General features: G+C 44.7%; 15 protein-coding genes. 1 reads left to right on the forward strand and 14 read right to left on the reverse strand.

The genetic code is table 11. The annotated features are described in order from the left end of the window. Position 1: 1 nt before the first annotated feature. The 10 genes from N288_RS15100 to ilvA all read right to left on the reverse strand — a co-directional run bounded on the left by N288_RS15100 (position 2) and on the right by ilvA (position 9,786). Complete coding sequence (locus N288_RS15100) at positions 2 to 835, reverse strand: SGNH/GDSL hydrolase family protein (RefSeq protein WP_009795657.1); 834 nt, start codon at positions 833 to 835, stop codon at positions 2 to 4. Between the two features lie 117 nt (positions 836 to 952). Beyond that, positions 953 to 1,537, reverse strand: coding sequence for an SCO family protein (locus N288_RS15105; RefSeq protein WP_009795655.1), 585 nt, complete (start codon positions 1,535 to 1,537; stop codon positions 953 to 955). A 104-nt stretch (positions 1,538 to 1,641) separates the two neighbouring features. After that, positions 1,642 to 2,790: a Ger(x)C family spore germination protein gene (locus N288_RS15110; RefSeq protein ID WP_009795654.1), complete on the reverse strand. Its 1,149-nt coding sequence runs from the start codon at positions 2,788 to 2,790 to the stop codon at positions 1,642 to 1,644. Beyond that, positions 2,774 to 3,904 (reverse strand): GerAB/ArcD/ProY family transporter, encoded by a 1,131-nt coding sequence (locus tag N288_RS15115; RefSeq protein WP_022544095.1) that lies wholly within the window; start codon positions 3,902 to 3,904, stop codon positions 2,774 to 2,776. The genes N288_RS15110 and N288_RS15115 overlap by 17 nt, the downstream gene beginning before the upstream one ends. Positions 3,905 to 3,916: 12 nt before the next feature. Beyond that, complete coding sequence (locus tag N288_RS15120; protein WP_009795652.1) at positions 3,917 to 5,440, reverse strand: spore germination protein; 1,524 nt, start codon at positions 5,438 to 5,440, stop codon at positions 3,917 to 3,919. A gap of 156 nt (positions 5,441 to 5,596) precedes the next feature. Then, positions 5,597 to 6,583 (reverse strand): nucleoside hydrolase, encoded by a 987-nt coding sequence (locus tag N288_RS15125; RefSeq protein WP_009795651.1) that lies wholly within the window; start codon positions 6,581 to 6,583, stop codon positions 5,597 to 5,599. A gap of 129 nt (positions 6,584 to 6,712) precedes the next feature. Continuing rightward, complete coding sequence (locus tag N288_RS15130; protein WP_022544096.1) at positions 6,713 to 7,555, reverse strand: DegV family protein; 843 nt, start codon at positions 7,553 to 7,555, stop codon at positions 6,713 to 6,715. Between the two features lie 150 nt (positions 7,556 to 7,705). Continuing rightward, complete coding sequence (locus N288_RS15135; RefSeq protein WP_022544097.1) at positions 7,706 to 7,957, reverse strand: YpmP family protein; 252 nt, start codon at positions 7,955 to 7,957, stop codon at positions 7,706 to 7,708. A gap of 113 nt (positions 7,958 to 8,070) precedes the next feature. Continuing rightward, positions 8,071 to 8,367: a DUF5658 family protein gene (locus N288_RS15140; RefSeq protein ID WP_035403341.1), complete on the reverse strand. Its 297-nt coding sequence runs from the start codon at positions 8,365 to 8,367 to the stop codon at positions 8,071 to 8,073. Between the two features lie 150 nt (positions 8,368 to 8,517). Continuing rightward, positions 8,518 to 9,786: a threonine ammonia-lyase IlvA gene (gene ilvA, locus N288_RS15145; protein WP_009795646.1), complete on the reverse strand. Its 1,269-nt coding sequence runs from the start codon at positions 9,784 to 9,786 to the stop codon at positions 8,518 to 8,520. Positions 9,787 to 9,998: 212 nt separating this feature from the next. On the opposite strand from ilvA, the gene N288_RS15150 reads away from it, so the two are divergent. Further along, positions 9,999 to 10,217, forward strand: a complete 219-nt coding sequence (locus N288_RS15150; protein WP_009795645.1) for a hypothetical protein — start codon at positions 9,999 to 10,001, stop codon at positions 10,215 to 10,217. 14 nt (positions 10,218 to 10,231) lie between these two features. Here the strand turns inward: N288_RS15150 and N288_RS15155 are convergent, their stop codons facing one another. The 4 genes from N288_RS15155 to thrS all read right to left on the reverse strand — a co-directional run bounded on the left by N288_RS15155 (position 10,232) and on the right by thrS (position 13,725). Continuing rightward, complete coding sequence (locus N288_RS15155; RefSeq protein WP_069358527.1) at positions 10,232 to 10,708, reverse strand: dihydrofolate reductase; 477 nt, start codon at positions 10,706 to 10,708, stop codon at positions 10,232 to 10,234. A gap of 17 nt (positions 10,709 to 10,725) precedes the next feature. Next, entirely contained in the window at positions 10,726 to 11,520 is a 795-nt protein-coding gene (locus N288_RS15160; protein WP_009795643.1) for a thymidylate synthase, read from the reverse strand. 26 nt (positions 11,521 to 11,546) lie between these two features. After that, on the reverse strand, positions 11,547 to 12,251 hold the full coding sequence (locus tag N288_RS15165; protein WP_009795642.1) for an anthrax toxin lethal factor-related metalloendopeptidase: 705 nt from the start codon (positions 12,249 to 12,251) through the stop codon (positions 11,547 to 11,549). 259 nt (positions 12,252 to 12,510) lie between these two features. After that, positions 12,511 to 13,725 carry a threonine--tRNA ligase gene (gene thrS, locus N288_RS15170; protein WP_022544098.1) on the reverse strand — a complete coding sequence of 405 codons (1,215 nt, stop codon included), beginning with the start codon at positions 13,723 to 13,725 and terminating at the stop codon, positions 12,511 to 12,513. Positions 13,726 to 13,927 lie beyond the last annotated feature (202 nt).

The following is a 13,927-nucleotide window of genomic DNA, read 5'->3' on the forward strand; positions in this document are numbered from 1 at the left end:
GTCAATTCTCCTCATTCCTAACTGTATATTTCTGCTGCTCAGCAATCACCTCGAGCGCCTCCCGGCCAATCTGCCTGTAGACTCTGTCAGCAATAAGCTCATACCCTTTGTCGTTCGGATGGAAATAATCTGTGTACAGCAAATCCTCTGCCTTATTTTCAAATATATCCTTTATATCAACAAAATAAGTATAATCATAGCGGGAAAGAATCTCCCTGCTGGCTTCATTCCAGTTGTCCATAATATCAGATATTTCCGTTATATCCGAAAACCATTTATAAAATGGATTGTATAGTCCAATCAGTGCAATCTGGGTTTCGGAATTCTCACTCCGTACTGTATCGATGATTTCCTTAAGATTTTTTTCATACTGGGCTTTCTGGCCCGTAAAATCGCTGACATTCAAATTGGAGAAATTCTGCCTTACAACTTTCATGACATCATTTCCGCCGATCGTGATAATGACCAGGTCTGCTTCCGAAATGGCAGATCGGACTTCCGATGATTTGAGCTTTTTCAGCAATTGGTCTGTCCGGTTTCCTTTAACTCCAAAATTAAGGAACTCAGTCTGCGAGACTCCTTTTTCCTGTTCCAGCTGTTCTTCGAGGTAAGGCAGATAGCCTCCCCTTCCAGTGCTGTCGCCAACACCCTCTGTCAGCGAATCCCCAACTGAGACCACATGAATATCACGGGGAATAAAGTCATTGGGCACCATTTCCTTTTCAACAATGCTAATATCCTTCATTCCCAGATTTTTAGGGGATGAGTTTCCTGCCCCGCTGCAGGAGGAAAGAAGGAGAGCGGCCAAAACAAGTAAGGTGAATGTCTTTTTCATCTAATCACCTGCCTTTTCTAGTATAATTATTATAACACGTTTGCTTTCAATCGAAACCAATCAGGGCTGGAAGCTTCACCGGGACAGAAAAAGAGGCAGCAGGGGCCGCCTCTTCGCTTATTGAATCGATTTAATATCCTTAATGATTTCCTCATAAGGTATATCCTTCAGCCCTGTATAAGATTTAAGGACTTTGCCTTCCTGGTTTATCAGATAAAATTCGGTCCCATGGATCACCTGGTCATCCGATTCCGGTTTCACGACAAGCGTCTTAAAGCTTTCCTTCGCAAAATCCTCGATTTCCTGCTGTCCATAGCCCGTCAGAAAGCTCCAATTGTCATAGTCTGCTTCAAAATTGTCCCCATATGCCTTCAAGGTTTCCGGCGTATCAACGGCAGGATCGACACTGAAGGAAACAAACTGAAGATTTTCAATGCCCTCTTCCTTTGCCTTATCCTGAAGCTTCGACATATTGAAGGTCATTGGAAGGCAGACATCCTCACAGCTTGTAAAAATAAAATCTGCAATCCATACCTTTCCCTTCAAGTCAGCAAGTCCTGTCTGTTCCCCAGCCTGGTTGGTGTATGTAAAGTCTTGAACCGTCCAATTATAAGGATTTTCGATACCCTTCTGGCCACAGGCTGAAAGAATGATCAGCAGCATCAGACCGAGGGTGAATTTCGACACCCGCTTTTTTTTCATATGATCACCTGCTCTTCATCAGATAGCCATAATTCTAGCAGACGAATTAGAAAGAAGAAAGAAAAAGATTTGACAAATCAGTGAACTCATTTTGCAGCTCCTGCTCAATCGATAACGCCGGTCCTGATGATTGTGTTCTCCACATTGACTTCAAATTCTGCCTTTTTGTATAGCTTCCGCCATTCACCTTTTGTCATACGCTTTTCACGTTGAAGATGGGCACTGTAAATATTTCCGAAGCCGATGGGATCGGACTCCATGTTTTGGAGCCTTTTCAGCATCGATTCCATCTCCTGCTTGATTTTAACTGCTGTTTCCTTTTCCAGCGCCTTGATTACCTGGGGATTGCCCAGATCCATATCGCTTGACACCTCAAGTATCCGGGAATCCAGCTTTACATCAATGGCAAATGTAACATCTTCCATGTCCTTCAGACGAATTTTCTTTGACGATCTGATATCATCGATCGTAATGAACAGCGGGTCGTCTTTTTGTTCTTCCGTTTCGCTGCTTAAAGGAATAATATACTCCTTTAGTTTCTCCTTCGGAATCTCAAGCTCAAGATTCCCTGACTCATAGTTGTCTTCTAATGTCTTCAGGTAGAATAACTTTTCAATATCAATCTCTCCTGCCATCCGATCATCTTTAAAGGCAGCCATCCCTGAAATGATCACTTTATCTTCCTCCAGCTTCAAGATAGGGAGGACAGGGTCCTTTCCCGGGTCAAAAAAGCTGTGATTAAATTCATGGAGCGTTGGCGAGATGATTAACTCGTCTTTTATGTTCTGTTTGATTAAATTATACAGATAGGTGCCAAGATTGGTCTTCTCTTTTTCCCCTGCCTTTTTCAGAAGGTTTTTTGCTGTCCCTTTGCTGACCGTCAAGTAAACCAGGTTTCCGATTGTGGCATCGCGATTCAATGTGTCCACGAGCTGGATGAGCCCTTTTCCCGCTGTTTCCTCACTGTACACCGCAACCCTCAGCTGTCCTGATACAAGATTGTGTGAGGTTTTAATATTTTGCTTCTGGCGAATGCCCTTGCTTGTGTTGCCGGAAGCTGAAATGATCTGCGTGACATTTTCCTCCTTGGACTCAAAGGTATGCAGCACCACGGTCCCTTCAATAATATCCCCCTTATCGTCATAGCCAACTGCTGTGATGAGCCCAAGTCTTTCAAGCTGCTTTGTCTTCACGCACCCGGCAATTGGCAGGAGGAGGGCAGCTGCTATCAGGAGACTACGCACCATTTTCATTTTGCTTCCTCCTCCCTGTCAGTTTCTTTTTGAGCAGAACAAGCATCGAGAGCAATGCGGGATAGCAGATCCCTATATAAAATCCAGCCATGCCTATATAATCGGATACAATATTCATCTGGTATCTCGCCTTAACAAGGAAACTGCAGCTCCACACCAGGATTGCGATCAGGACAATAAAGGTTTTTTGTTTCATACCGGGAAATACCCTTTTCATCCCTCTTGAAGCTGCCCAGAGATATAAACAGATATTGGGAAGTATGATCAGCATCCAAAAGGAAACAGCGATGAATTCAAAACGTTCAAGATTGGGGAGACGGACGATTTTGAACATGGAGAGCACCGGCCAAATTGTCTTTTCAAGCCCTTTTTCCCCAAAGACGCCAATGGAAATGACTGTAACAAGGACAAATAGCAGTGTTGTATACAAGCCGCCAAGCTGTGTATATAAATGGGCCCTTTTTTTATTTTTGATAAAAGGGTACAGGAAAAGGAGCATCTCAAATCCAATTATGGAAAGAGATGTTTTGTAGACCCCTTTTAAAATCTCTGCATAGCCCTTATTCAGGATGGGCAATAAGTGGGTATAATCGAAATCTCTCGCTGGTATGATGATAATCAGTACAATCCAGAACGTGAGCAGGAATGACATGAAGGAAAAGCCGACAGCAATGCGGACCCCGCCCATCACTGCATACATGGACAAAAGCAAAAGAATCATCGCCAGGAACCAGGTGGACAGATCAGGAAAAACCCATGCCTGGACTATTTCAACATAATTCATGACGATAACATAGATGCCCGAAATAAGATAAAAGGTATAGAGGATATTAACAAGCCTTCCTAAAAAGATGCCAAATACATCGTAATGTATCCCGAACAGATCTGCGCTTTCATACTGCTTCAGCATCATGACAGAAAGAAAGATGACCGCTGAGACAAGCAGGCCGGCTATTATGATGGATATCCAGCCATCATGACCGGCAGCAAGATAGACAATCCTCGGAAGCCCTGCAATCCCTACCCCTGTTTGGATGGTATGGATAAGGAAAAACATAAAAAAAGCGTCAAATAGGAGATTTTCTTTTGGGTTTATATTGACCTCGGGCTTCACCTTCACACCTCCCTACTCATCCACATCTTTTGTTTTCGATGCTTTGCGCGACGGATATCTTGATTGATCTTCAGTCATATTCATTTCTGGCCTTTTTGACAAATACTGAAGCGGGAAGCGAACCATGCTGTAGCGGACATCTTTCCATCTCAGCGGGTAAATGGGCGCCAGATACGGCCTGCCGATAGCCGATAATTTCAAGAGATGAATCAGCAGGAAGCAGAAAGAAATCATAATCCCGATTCCGCCCCATAAGCCGGCCATGATGATAATGGGGAAGCGGATGATCCTGATGGCTGTTCCCATTGAATAACTTGGGACTGTAAAGGATCCAAGGGCACTTAGGGCAATGATGATAATCAATATATTGCTTGTAAAACCCGCTTCAACCGCAGCCTGCCCGATGACAATACCTCCTACGATACCCATAGTCTGGCCGACCTTCGTCGGCAGCCTAGCACCGGCTTCCCTTAAGAGCTCAATGATAAACTCAAGAAGCAGGGCCTCAAATACAGGAGGAAATGGTACGTTTGACCTTGACTGTCCCAAAGAAACAAGCAATGGCGAAGGAATGACCTCATAATGGTAAGTCAATACAGCCACATAAGCCGGTGTCAAAAGGACTGAAAGAAAGATGGACAAAAAGCGCAGCAGGCGCAGGAACGTCCCCATATTCCAGCGCATATAAAGATCCTCGGTCGTTTCAAAAAAGCTGAAAAAAGTGGTCGGCCCATATAAGGCGCTCGGGCTCCGGTCAAGAAGGACTCCCACCTGTCCCTTGATGAGCGAAATGCAGAATCTGTCAGGCAGTTCCGTTGTCAGAATCTGGGGGAAGACCGACCAGCTGTTATCCTCAATATACTGGGCAAGAACAGTAGTATCCGGAACATAGTCGGACTCCAAGTCACTGATACGCTGCCGGAAGGTCCGTACATTGTCTTCGTCTGCTATATCCTTGATATAGAAGAGCTTTGCTTTGAGCTTGCTCCTCCCGCCCACATTTAAATCCTCAATGCATAGATTTGCACCATTCAGATTCCGCCTGATGATATTGACATTCGATTCAAGTGATTCCGTAAAAGAGATCTTCGGGCCATAGACAAGAGATTCTGTCTCGGCCTTCTCAATTGATCTTTCTGCCGTCTTGCCGGTGCCAGCAAGGCTTCCAAATGGCTGGCCTTCTATATAGATATAGGTATTGCCGTTCAATAAAGCCGCTGAGATTTCTTTCAGTAGGTTTGCGGAGCTCAGCTCCCCTATCGGGAGAAGGTTGGATATATCCTCAGGGTCTAAAGGACCTTTTGCTTTTTGAAGCGGCAAAAGGATCCTTTCATCTAAAATTAATGGATCTGTCAGCGATTTTATAAATATCACTGCTATTTTCTGCTCTTCCTTCCGCAGCATGCGGACATGCAAATCAGGGCTTTCATTCAGTTCCCGGCTGAGTTCATTTTGCAGCTCATCGATTGTCAATGAATGAGAGCGGATCTGTTTCTGATCTTTTATAATGTTTTTTCCTCGTCTGCTTCTGAACATAATGAACACCTTTTTTATTTTTTTATAGCATTTCCCAATAAAGGTAAAATATCAGCATGACATTGAAAGCTGTTCCAGCCAAACAGGAAAAGGGCCTGAAATAGAAAAAAAGCCGGCCCTATAGAATAGAGGCTGGCTTTGTAAACTGCTATATTTCTATGATTGCGGCTGATCGCTATAGTGATTTTTCATCGTCGTGTAGAAGCTGGTGATGAATCTTGCATAATCAAAGGAAATGGCAACTTTGTGCACAGGGTATTCTGCTTTTTCTATATATTTGCGGAAATCTCCAATGCTCTGCCCCTGGCCTTCCCCCTGATCAACCTGGATGATGACAGGCAAATCCTTATACTCTATCACAGCGCCGTCAGTCAGTGCCCAAAGCGTAAAAACATCATGAAGCGGGCTTCCGCTTAATTCAGGGTCTCTTTTTTTATAAAATTCATAATAATAGTCAACCATCGGCTTTACAAGCAATCCCGGCTTGCTGTTTATCTCCTGGTAGTATTCATCCAGCCGGTCTATAAGCATAGGAGTCACGATAGCTGACATGGTCACATCAAGCGGAAATATATGAATCTGCTTAGGGGCCTGCCTGATAACAATATTGGCTGCATAAGGATCACCGTAGAAATTGGCTTCTGCCACCGGGCTGACATTACCGGGAACATTAAAGGCGCCGCCCATAATATAGAAGTCCTTCACCCTGGACATGTAAGAGGGATATAAAATAAATGCGGTAGCAAGGGAAGAAAGCCTTCCCACATTCACTATGATAATGTCGTCCTCGTACTTGGCTATTATTTCTTTAATGCCATCAAAGTTCTCAAAAAATTCCCCTTTCACTTCATATTCAGGCAGCGTAATCGGGCCGAGGCCTTCCAGTCCATGGACATCAGGATAATAGACAGGGTTCTCTCCTGTCAGCGGCAGCTCTGCACCGCTGAACACAGGAATATCAGCAATGCCGGTGACCTCACGCAGATAAGCTGCATTTCTCAGCGCATCAAGTCTGGAGATATTGCCATAGTCTGCAACAATTCCAACGATATTGACTTCCTCAGAAAACAGTGCATAAATAGCTGCCACAAAATCATCTATTCCAAAGTCACTGAAAAACAGGACATTTTTATTTTTGGCCATTGCATCTCCCCCCTATCTAAGATATTGCAGCCACCTGTCTATAATGGCATTTTTTTGAAGGGTTTATTAAAAGAGTAAGCTGAAGTGCTGTCCAAAATAGAAAAAAAGCTGGAGATATCCAGCTTTTCTTCAGTCATAATAATACATAAAGCCAATTGCACCCGGACCTGTATGCGTGCTGATAATTGGGGTCGTTTCCTCTATTTCGACATTTTCATAGCCTGTCAATTCAACGAGCCCCTCTTTGACCTTCATTGCAAGGTCAAGGCCTTCTGCATGGCAGATGCCTACCCCTTTTATTGTCCTGCCTTTAACATCTTCAGCAAATTGCTTTACAAGATATTTAGCTACCTGTGTATAGCTTCTTACCTTCGTTACAGGTGTATAAACTCCACCTTCCAGCGATGCAATCGGTTTGATATTCAGCAGGGAGCCAATGAGCGCTTTACCTTTGCCTATTCTCCCGCCCTTAACAAGATTTTCAAGAGTATCCACGACAACATATAAATGAGTTTTCTCTCTTATCTTTGCAATCTTGTCTATTATTTCTTCCAGACCAAGCCCTTCGCCGGCCATCTTTGCAGCCTCTGTTACCTGAAAAGAAAGTGCTTTTGAAATGAATCGGGAATCAATTACTGTTACCTTTGCGGAAGACATCTTTGCAGCACTTTCTGCTGATTGAACAGTGCCGCTCATCCCGCCTGTCATATGTATCGACAATACTTCATAGCCTTCTGCCCCAAAACGGTCATAAAGCTCAACGAACTTTCCCGGAGGCGGCTGCGAACTTTTTGGCAGTTCTGCAGAAGTTTTCATTTTTTTCATAAATTCAGAAGGGGTTATATCAATCCTGTCCAGATAGGTTTCGCCATCTATAGTAATCGACAGGGGCACCACTTCAATGCCAAGCTCGGCTGCAAGTGCTGCCGGCAGGTCTGCTGTTGAATCTGTCACTATCTTTACCTTTGCCAAAATATCACTTCCCAACAATGCACTTATGAATGTTATTATACATGGATTTGGACAGCAAATAAAATAGAAAGCGGTTAAAATGCCAGCTGAAGTTTCTTTGATGCAGTGATTCGGGCAAAATAAAAACGCCGGAAAAACCGGCGCAAGGAATTAAGCATTATTTTTTAATTCAACTACATTAAACAGGTGTTCATAATCCTTCCATTTCAGGACTCTTTTCAAATACTCCCTGAATGAGTACACACTTCTCCTGCTGGTGTCTTTGTGAACGGCCGAGATGAATGTTTTTAAACGGAATTGGATCATAAAGAAATTTGGGCTATCTTCCTCCAATACTGGAATTTCAATGACCTTAACCTTCTGTCCAACAGCATTTTTGAACTCTAGGCTTTTGAATAGCAAAATATCAATCCTCTTTTTCACCCGTTTGTTATATTATACCTCATCATGGTCCCGAAGTGTGTCTAAATATGCGCTGTTCCTGATATTTTTCAAAAAGGGCAGCAGGTTCCTCATCATATATGGCTTGCTATCCAATATAAGTGGAGAAGGCATACAGCGGTATATAAAAAAGAAGAGAGCAGCAGCAGGTTTTTCAGTAATTTCGTTTCAGGCAAATATTTCATATAAGCAAAGCAGCCCAGCAGCGCGCTGAATGATATTTTGACCAGGAGGAAGAGAAGCGGCCCTTTTTCATACAATCCCCCCATCACCGGATTTGCTTCCTCTATCAGCCCTGCATTCAGCCCCAGACAGGTGGCCAGTGCATCCAGCGCGTTCAATATCCCTAAATAGATGTATATACCCCTCATGGACTCACCGCTTCCTATCCTTCTTGATTTATTATCATAATCTCCCATTCTCCAAAAGAAGAAACTCCCAAACTTTTCCGATAACAAAATTGTACTTTATAAAGAACGTTTCTGCAAATTTAAAAACCCCGCAGTGCACGGGGTCTGCATTTAAATCAGCAGGTGGAAAAGATTGCTGTCTTTATTGATTTCTGTAAATGCGAAGGCTTTTTTGTTCATCCTTTTTATCAGGCCGGCATAGTCTTCTTTATCCTTTAGTTCAATGCCGACCAGTGCCGGCCCGTTTTCTTTATTGTTTTTCTTTGTGTACTCAAATCTTGTAATATCATCGGAAGGCCCGAGGACCTCATCGAGGAATTCCCGCAGTGCACCAGCCCGCTGGGGGAAATTTACGATAAAATAGCACAGAAGCCCTTCATATAGAAGGGATCTTTCCTTGATCTCCTGCATCCGCCCGATATCATTATTTCCGCCGCTCACAACACATACAACTGTCTTGCCGGCTATCTCCTCACGATACAGATCAAGGGCGGCAATCGGCATGGCGCCTGCAGGCTCTGCTACGATTGCATGCTCATTATACAGCTCCAAAATCGAGGTGCAGACCTTACCTTCAGGGACCAATACAATATCTTCCACCAGCTCGCTGCAAATATCAAAGGTTTTTTCCCCGACACTTTTAACAGCTGCCCCGTCAATAAATTTATCGATATCAGCAAGCGGGGTCACAGAGCCGTAAAGGCAGGACTCCTTCATGGAAGCTGCTCCGGCAGGCTCAACCCCGATCATCTTTGTCAGGGGCGAGACGCTGTTGAAATATGTACTGAGGCCGGCCATCAATCCGCCGCCGCCTATGCTGGCAAAAACAAAATCGATCGGCTCTTCACAGTCATTCAGTATCTCAACAGCAGCAGTGCCTTGTCCGGCAATGATCTTCTCATCATCAAAGGGGTGGACGAAAGCCATCTGCTCATCCTCTGCGCATTTTACGGCCTCTTTATAAGAGTCATCAAAAGTATCCCCTGTCAAAATGATATCCACATGGCCCCTTCCAAACAATTCAACCTGGCTCACCTTTTGCCGGGGAGTTGTAGCCGGCATAAAAATTTTCCCTTTGATCCCAAGCTGCCTGCAGGAAAAAGCGACACCCTGGGCGTGATTGCCCGCACTCGCACAAACAACCCCTTTAGCAAGCTTCTCTTCTCCCAGTGATTTCATGCTGTAGTAGGCACCCCGCAGTTTGAAGCTTCTTACATGCTGGAGATCTTCCCTTTTTAAATACACATTGCAATTATATTTTTCTGACAGCCGGTCATTTTTCTGCAGCGGCGTATGGGCAACGATATCCTTAAGCTGCTGGTATGCAATCAGTATATCCTCCAGCTGCACCCATTTTTTCTTCATTAATTTCTGTTCCATATCCTACCCTCATTTCTGCCGTTATAATTTGTACATTATACCACGGCAGAATCATTAATCAACAGAATAGTCAAAAAATTTACCTTTTTTATATTTCAAAAAAAAGAGTCGGCGTCCTTATTATGCATATACTATTGAAAAGATTGCCGAGCTGGTCATTATTTCTTGATTAAGGGAATATAGAATTAAAAAGCCAAAGGAGGGCGGACACAATGGAATTTTCGCTCTGCAGCTTTGACAGCAGGCTGCCTGTGGAAGTAACGGCCGATGAAGATAATGGCCGCTATATGATCAGGAAGGCCGATACAAGCGGTGAAGTTTTCAATAATAGAGCAGACTTGCTTCAATGGGTGAAAAACAATTTCCGCGAAGAGGATTTCTGTGATCCAAGCCAATTCCGCAGCATGCTGGAACAGCTGGAAGAAATCTAAAGAAAAGAACAGCCTTATGGCTGTTCTTTTCTTGTGTAAACCAAAAATTCGTAGTCGTAGGGATTCTTTTCATCGCTCTTCCCATTTTCCCGGCTCTCCAATTGCCATTCCTTCCAATCAACTTCCGGAAAGAAAGTATCAGCTTCAAACTTTTGATGGATCATTGTCAGATAAAGCCTGTCGGCAGATGGAAGGGCCATTTTGAAAATTTCTGCCCCTCCAATGATGAAAATTTCCTGATCGTTTTTTTGGCTGCATTCTGCAAGAAAATCATCAAAAGAATAGAAAACGGTGCAGCCCTCGCAGGTGAACCCACGATCCCGCGTCAGCACGATGTTTTCCCGGCCAGGCAAAGGGCGGCCTATCGAATCCCAGGTTTTCCTTCCCATGGCAATCGAGTGGCCCATCGTAACACGTTTGAAGTATTTCAGGTCCTCCGGCAGGCGCCAGGGCAGATCATTATTTTTCCCGATGGCCGAATTTTCGTCCATGGCCCATAGCAGTGAAATCAAACACTGACAACTCCTTTAATATGAGGATGTGATTCATAGCCTTCCAGGATAAAATCTTCATATTTAAAGCTGAAGATATCCTCAACCTTGCGGGCGAACTTCAGCTGGGGCAGCTTGAACGGCTCTCTTGAAAGCTGCAGATTCACCTGTTCCAGATGATTACGGTAAATATGGACATCCCCGAACGAATGGATGAATTCACCCGGCTCCAGATCACACACATGGGCGACCATATGTGTCAGGAGGGCATAAGATGCTATATTGAACGGCACCCCCAGGAACACATCAGCAGACCGCTGATAAAGCTGGCAGGACAGCTTGCCGTCCGCTACATAGAACTGGAAAAGGCAATGACAGGGAGGCAGCGCCATATTGCCGATTTCAGACACATTCCACGCATTGACAATCAGCCTTCTAGAATCAGGATTACTCTTGATTGAGCTGATCAGCTCACTGATCTGGTCAACCGTTTTACCATCCGCACCGGTCCATGATCTCCATTGATGGCCATATACAGGTCCGAGATTCCCTTCCTCATCGGCCCACTCATTCCAGATCCTGACCCCGTTATCCTGAAGATATTTCACATTGGTGTCTCCATTCAGAAACCAAAGAAGCTCATGGATGATCGACCTGAGATGCAGCTTCTTTGTGGTGACCAATGGGAAGCCTTCCTTCAGATCGAATCGCATCTGATACCCGAAAGTGCTGATTGTGCCGGTTCCCGTCCTGTCTTCTTTGATTGTACCCTTTTCCAGGACATGCCTGCAAAGCTGTAAATACTGCTCCATTCCATTGACCTCCTCATATGAATCTATTAATTAAGTGTACTGAAAAATTGCCAGGTGAGCGGAGCTTTTTCTTTTAAGCGCAGGCGCTCTTCTCCTCCCATATAATACATGGCGAACGTTTCAGCAAAATATTCTTCAGGGAATGTAAGGAAGTAAGGCTGGCCTGGAAACAGCTTTGCCTTCTCCTCTTTCCATATACCCTGGAACTTTCTATTAAAGCGGATCTCGCTCAAGACAAAGCGGTCAACCGAATGTGCCAGCTCATGAAGCTCCAGGTTGACCGATCCATGCCCCATGCCTTTGCCGCTATAGCCGATCTTTACAAGCACAGTCCGTCCCCCGCCTATTCCGGGTACATCATCCCAGGTCGTTTCTTTATTCTGATAACCCCTGGGTGTCAAGCCTGCCAGATGGCTTGCTGTGGGATTATCTGTGAGCTGCCCTGTAAAAAGCTTAAGCGAGATGCCTTCCTGCCTGATTTTAGACAGCAATGATAAGGGGAGATGATCCAGTCTTTCTATCATCCTAGCAGCCTCCTTCTGATCGAACTCCTCTAAAGGAAGAATAATAATCCTGCCCAGATCTTGTCCCGAATGCAGTGACAGGGACTTGACAAGCTCTGAGTTGCCAGGGAAATCTTTAAGTTTTATACCTCCCATTGCCGCCTGGGAATTGCCCATAAGCGCCAGGGAAGCTACTACAATAAGCAGAAAAAAAATCCTGATTCTCATGCTATCACCTTCTGTCCATTCTCAGACGCTTCCAGCCCCGTTTGCTGCCTGCTATCTATGTATATATGAAAATATTATAGCATATCATATCGGGTAAAAAGGCCGCGATTCATGGGCAATTTCAGGAAGTTTTAAAGTTGTGCGGCAGGAAGGGTATTTTCAGGGCTTTCAGCTTAGCTGAATGAATGCGCCATTAATTTTTTCTCAATGTCATCTAAGACTTTTTAAAAAAGGGGCCTGGAAGACCCCGTCTTACCTCTTACTTACCTCCTGGTCTGTCTTCATCCCTAAACCTGTCGAGCAGTTCCTGCAGGTGTAATACTCCCAGGTTTCCTGCCCCTTTTTTCCTCAAGGCAGCTCCTCCCTGCTCTATTTCCTTCTCACCGATGATGATCATATAAGGAACCTTCTGTAGCTCGGCTTCCCTGATTTTGAGGCCGAGCTTCTCTGCCCTGCTGTCAATGTCAATCCGGCAGCCAGCCTCCTCAAGTCGGGCTTTGACTTCCAGTGCATAGCCGATATGTGCTTCAGAAACCGGAAGCACCATGGCCTGGACCGGTGAAAGCCAGAAAGGAAAATCCCCTGCATAATGCTCGATTAAAATGGCCAGGAACCTTTCAATCGAACCGTAGATGGCACGGTGGATCATGATTGGCCTGTGAGCCAGATTGTCTTCGCCGATATACTGGCAGCCGAATTGCTCCGGCATTTGAAAATCAAGCTGGACAGTGCCGCATTGCCAGCTTCTTCCCAGTGAATCAGTAATATGGAAGTCAATTTTCGGCCCATAAAATGCTCCGTCCCCGGAATTGATTTCAAAAGGAATGCCCCTTTCCTGCAGGACCGATTCCAAAGAGGCTTCTGCCAGGTTCCAAGTTTCTTCCGAACCCATGAATTCTTCCGGCCTAGTAGACAGCTCGACCTTATATTCAAAGCCGAACAGCGAATAAAATTCGTGTACCAGCTCCAGCACCTTTGCGGCTTCTTCTTTTATTTGATCTTCCCTTACAAACAGGTGTGCATCATCCTGTGTAAAGGAACGCACCCGCAAAAGCCCGTTTAAGGATCCCGAGAGCTCATGGCGGTGAACAAGACCAAGTTCTGCATAGCGGAGCGGCAGTTCACGGTAGCTCCTTCTCTTGCTGCTGTAAATCAATACAGCACCTGGACAGCTCATTGGCTTAATCGCATAATCATGTTCATCAACTTTTGAAAAATACATATTCTCATGATAGTGGTCCCAGTGCCCTGACTGCTCCCATAATGCCTGCTTCATCATGATTGGTGTCTTGACCTCATGATAGCCAGCTTTATGGTGCTTTTGTTTCCAAAGGTTTTCCAGTATATTTCTTACCTGCATTCCCTTTGGAAGATAAAACGGCATCCCTGGTGCTTCTTCCCTAAACATGAATAATTCTAGCTCAGCCCCCAGCTTTCTGTGATTTCTCTTTTCTGCTTCTGCTTTAATTGACATTTTAATTCCTCCCAAAAATTTTTTGAATAAAAAAAGCCGCAATTCTCCCTGCACCAAGGGACAATTGCGGCTGTGGTTCCACCCTAATTCCGCCTCCTGCATAACATTCGGCGCTCAAACAAGATAACGGTTTCCCGATCATGGTTAGCTGACACCCAGCTTTTCCCCATGATTGCTCCAAGGCGGTAAATTCATCTCTTTC

This window comes from Bacillus infantis NRRL B-14911, from assembly GCF_000473245.1.
Classification (GTDB): domain Bacteria; phylum Bacillota; class Bacilli; order Bacillales; family Cytobacillaceae; genus Bacillus_AB; species Bacillus_AB infantis.

Bases quoted from the DNA above. Each gene is read 5' to 3' on its own strand.
- N288_RS15100 (WP_009795657.1), bottom strand. From the start codon at position 835: ATGAAAAAGACATTCACCTTACTTGTTTTGGCCGCTCTCCTTCTTTCC.
- N288_RS15105 (WP_009795655.1), bottom strand. From the start codon at position 1,537: ATGAAAAAAAAGCGGGTGTCGAAATTCACCCTCGGTCTGATGCTGCTG.
- N288_RS15110 (WP_009795654.1), bottom strand. From the start codon at position 2,790: ATGAAAATGGTGCGTAGTCTCCTGATAGCAGCTGCCCTCCTCCTGCCA.
- N288_RS15120 (WP_009795652.1), bottom strand. From the start codon at position 5,440: ATGTTCAGAAGCAGACGAGGAAAAAACATTATAAAAGATCAGAAACAG.
- N288_RS15125 (WP_009795651.1), bottom strand. From the start codon at position 6,583: ATGGCCAAAAATAAAAATGTCCTGTTTTTCAGTGACTTTGGAATAGAT.
- N288_RS15140 (WP_035403341.1), bottom strand. From the start codon at position 8,367: ATGAGGGGTATATACATCTATTTAGGGATATTGAACGCGCTGGATGCA.
- ilvA (WP_009795646.1), bottom strand. From the start codon at position 9,786: ATGGAACAGAAATTAATGAAGAAAAAATGGGTGCAGCTGGAGGATATA.
- N288_RS15150 (WP_009795645.1), top strand. From the start codon at position 9,999: ATGGAATTTTCGCTCTGCAGCTTTGACAGCAGGCTGCCTGTGGAAGTA.
- N288_RS15155 (WP_069358527.1), bottom strand. From the start codon at position 10,708: ATGGACGAAAATTCGGCCATCGGGAAAAATAATGATCTGCCCTGGCGC.
- N288_RS15160 (WP_009795643.1), bottom strand. From the start codon at position 11,520: ATGGAGCAGTATTTACAGCTTTGCAGGCATGTCCTGGAAAAGGGTACA.
- N288_RS15165 (WP_009795642.1), bottom strand. From the start codon at position 12,251: ATGAGAATCAGGATTTTTTTTCTGCTTATTGTAGTAGCTTCCCTGGCG.
- thrS (WP_022544098.1), bottom strand. From the start codon at position 13,725: ATGTCAATTAAAGCAGAAGCAGAAAAGAGAAATCACAGAAAGCTGGGG.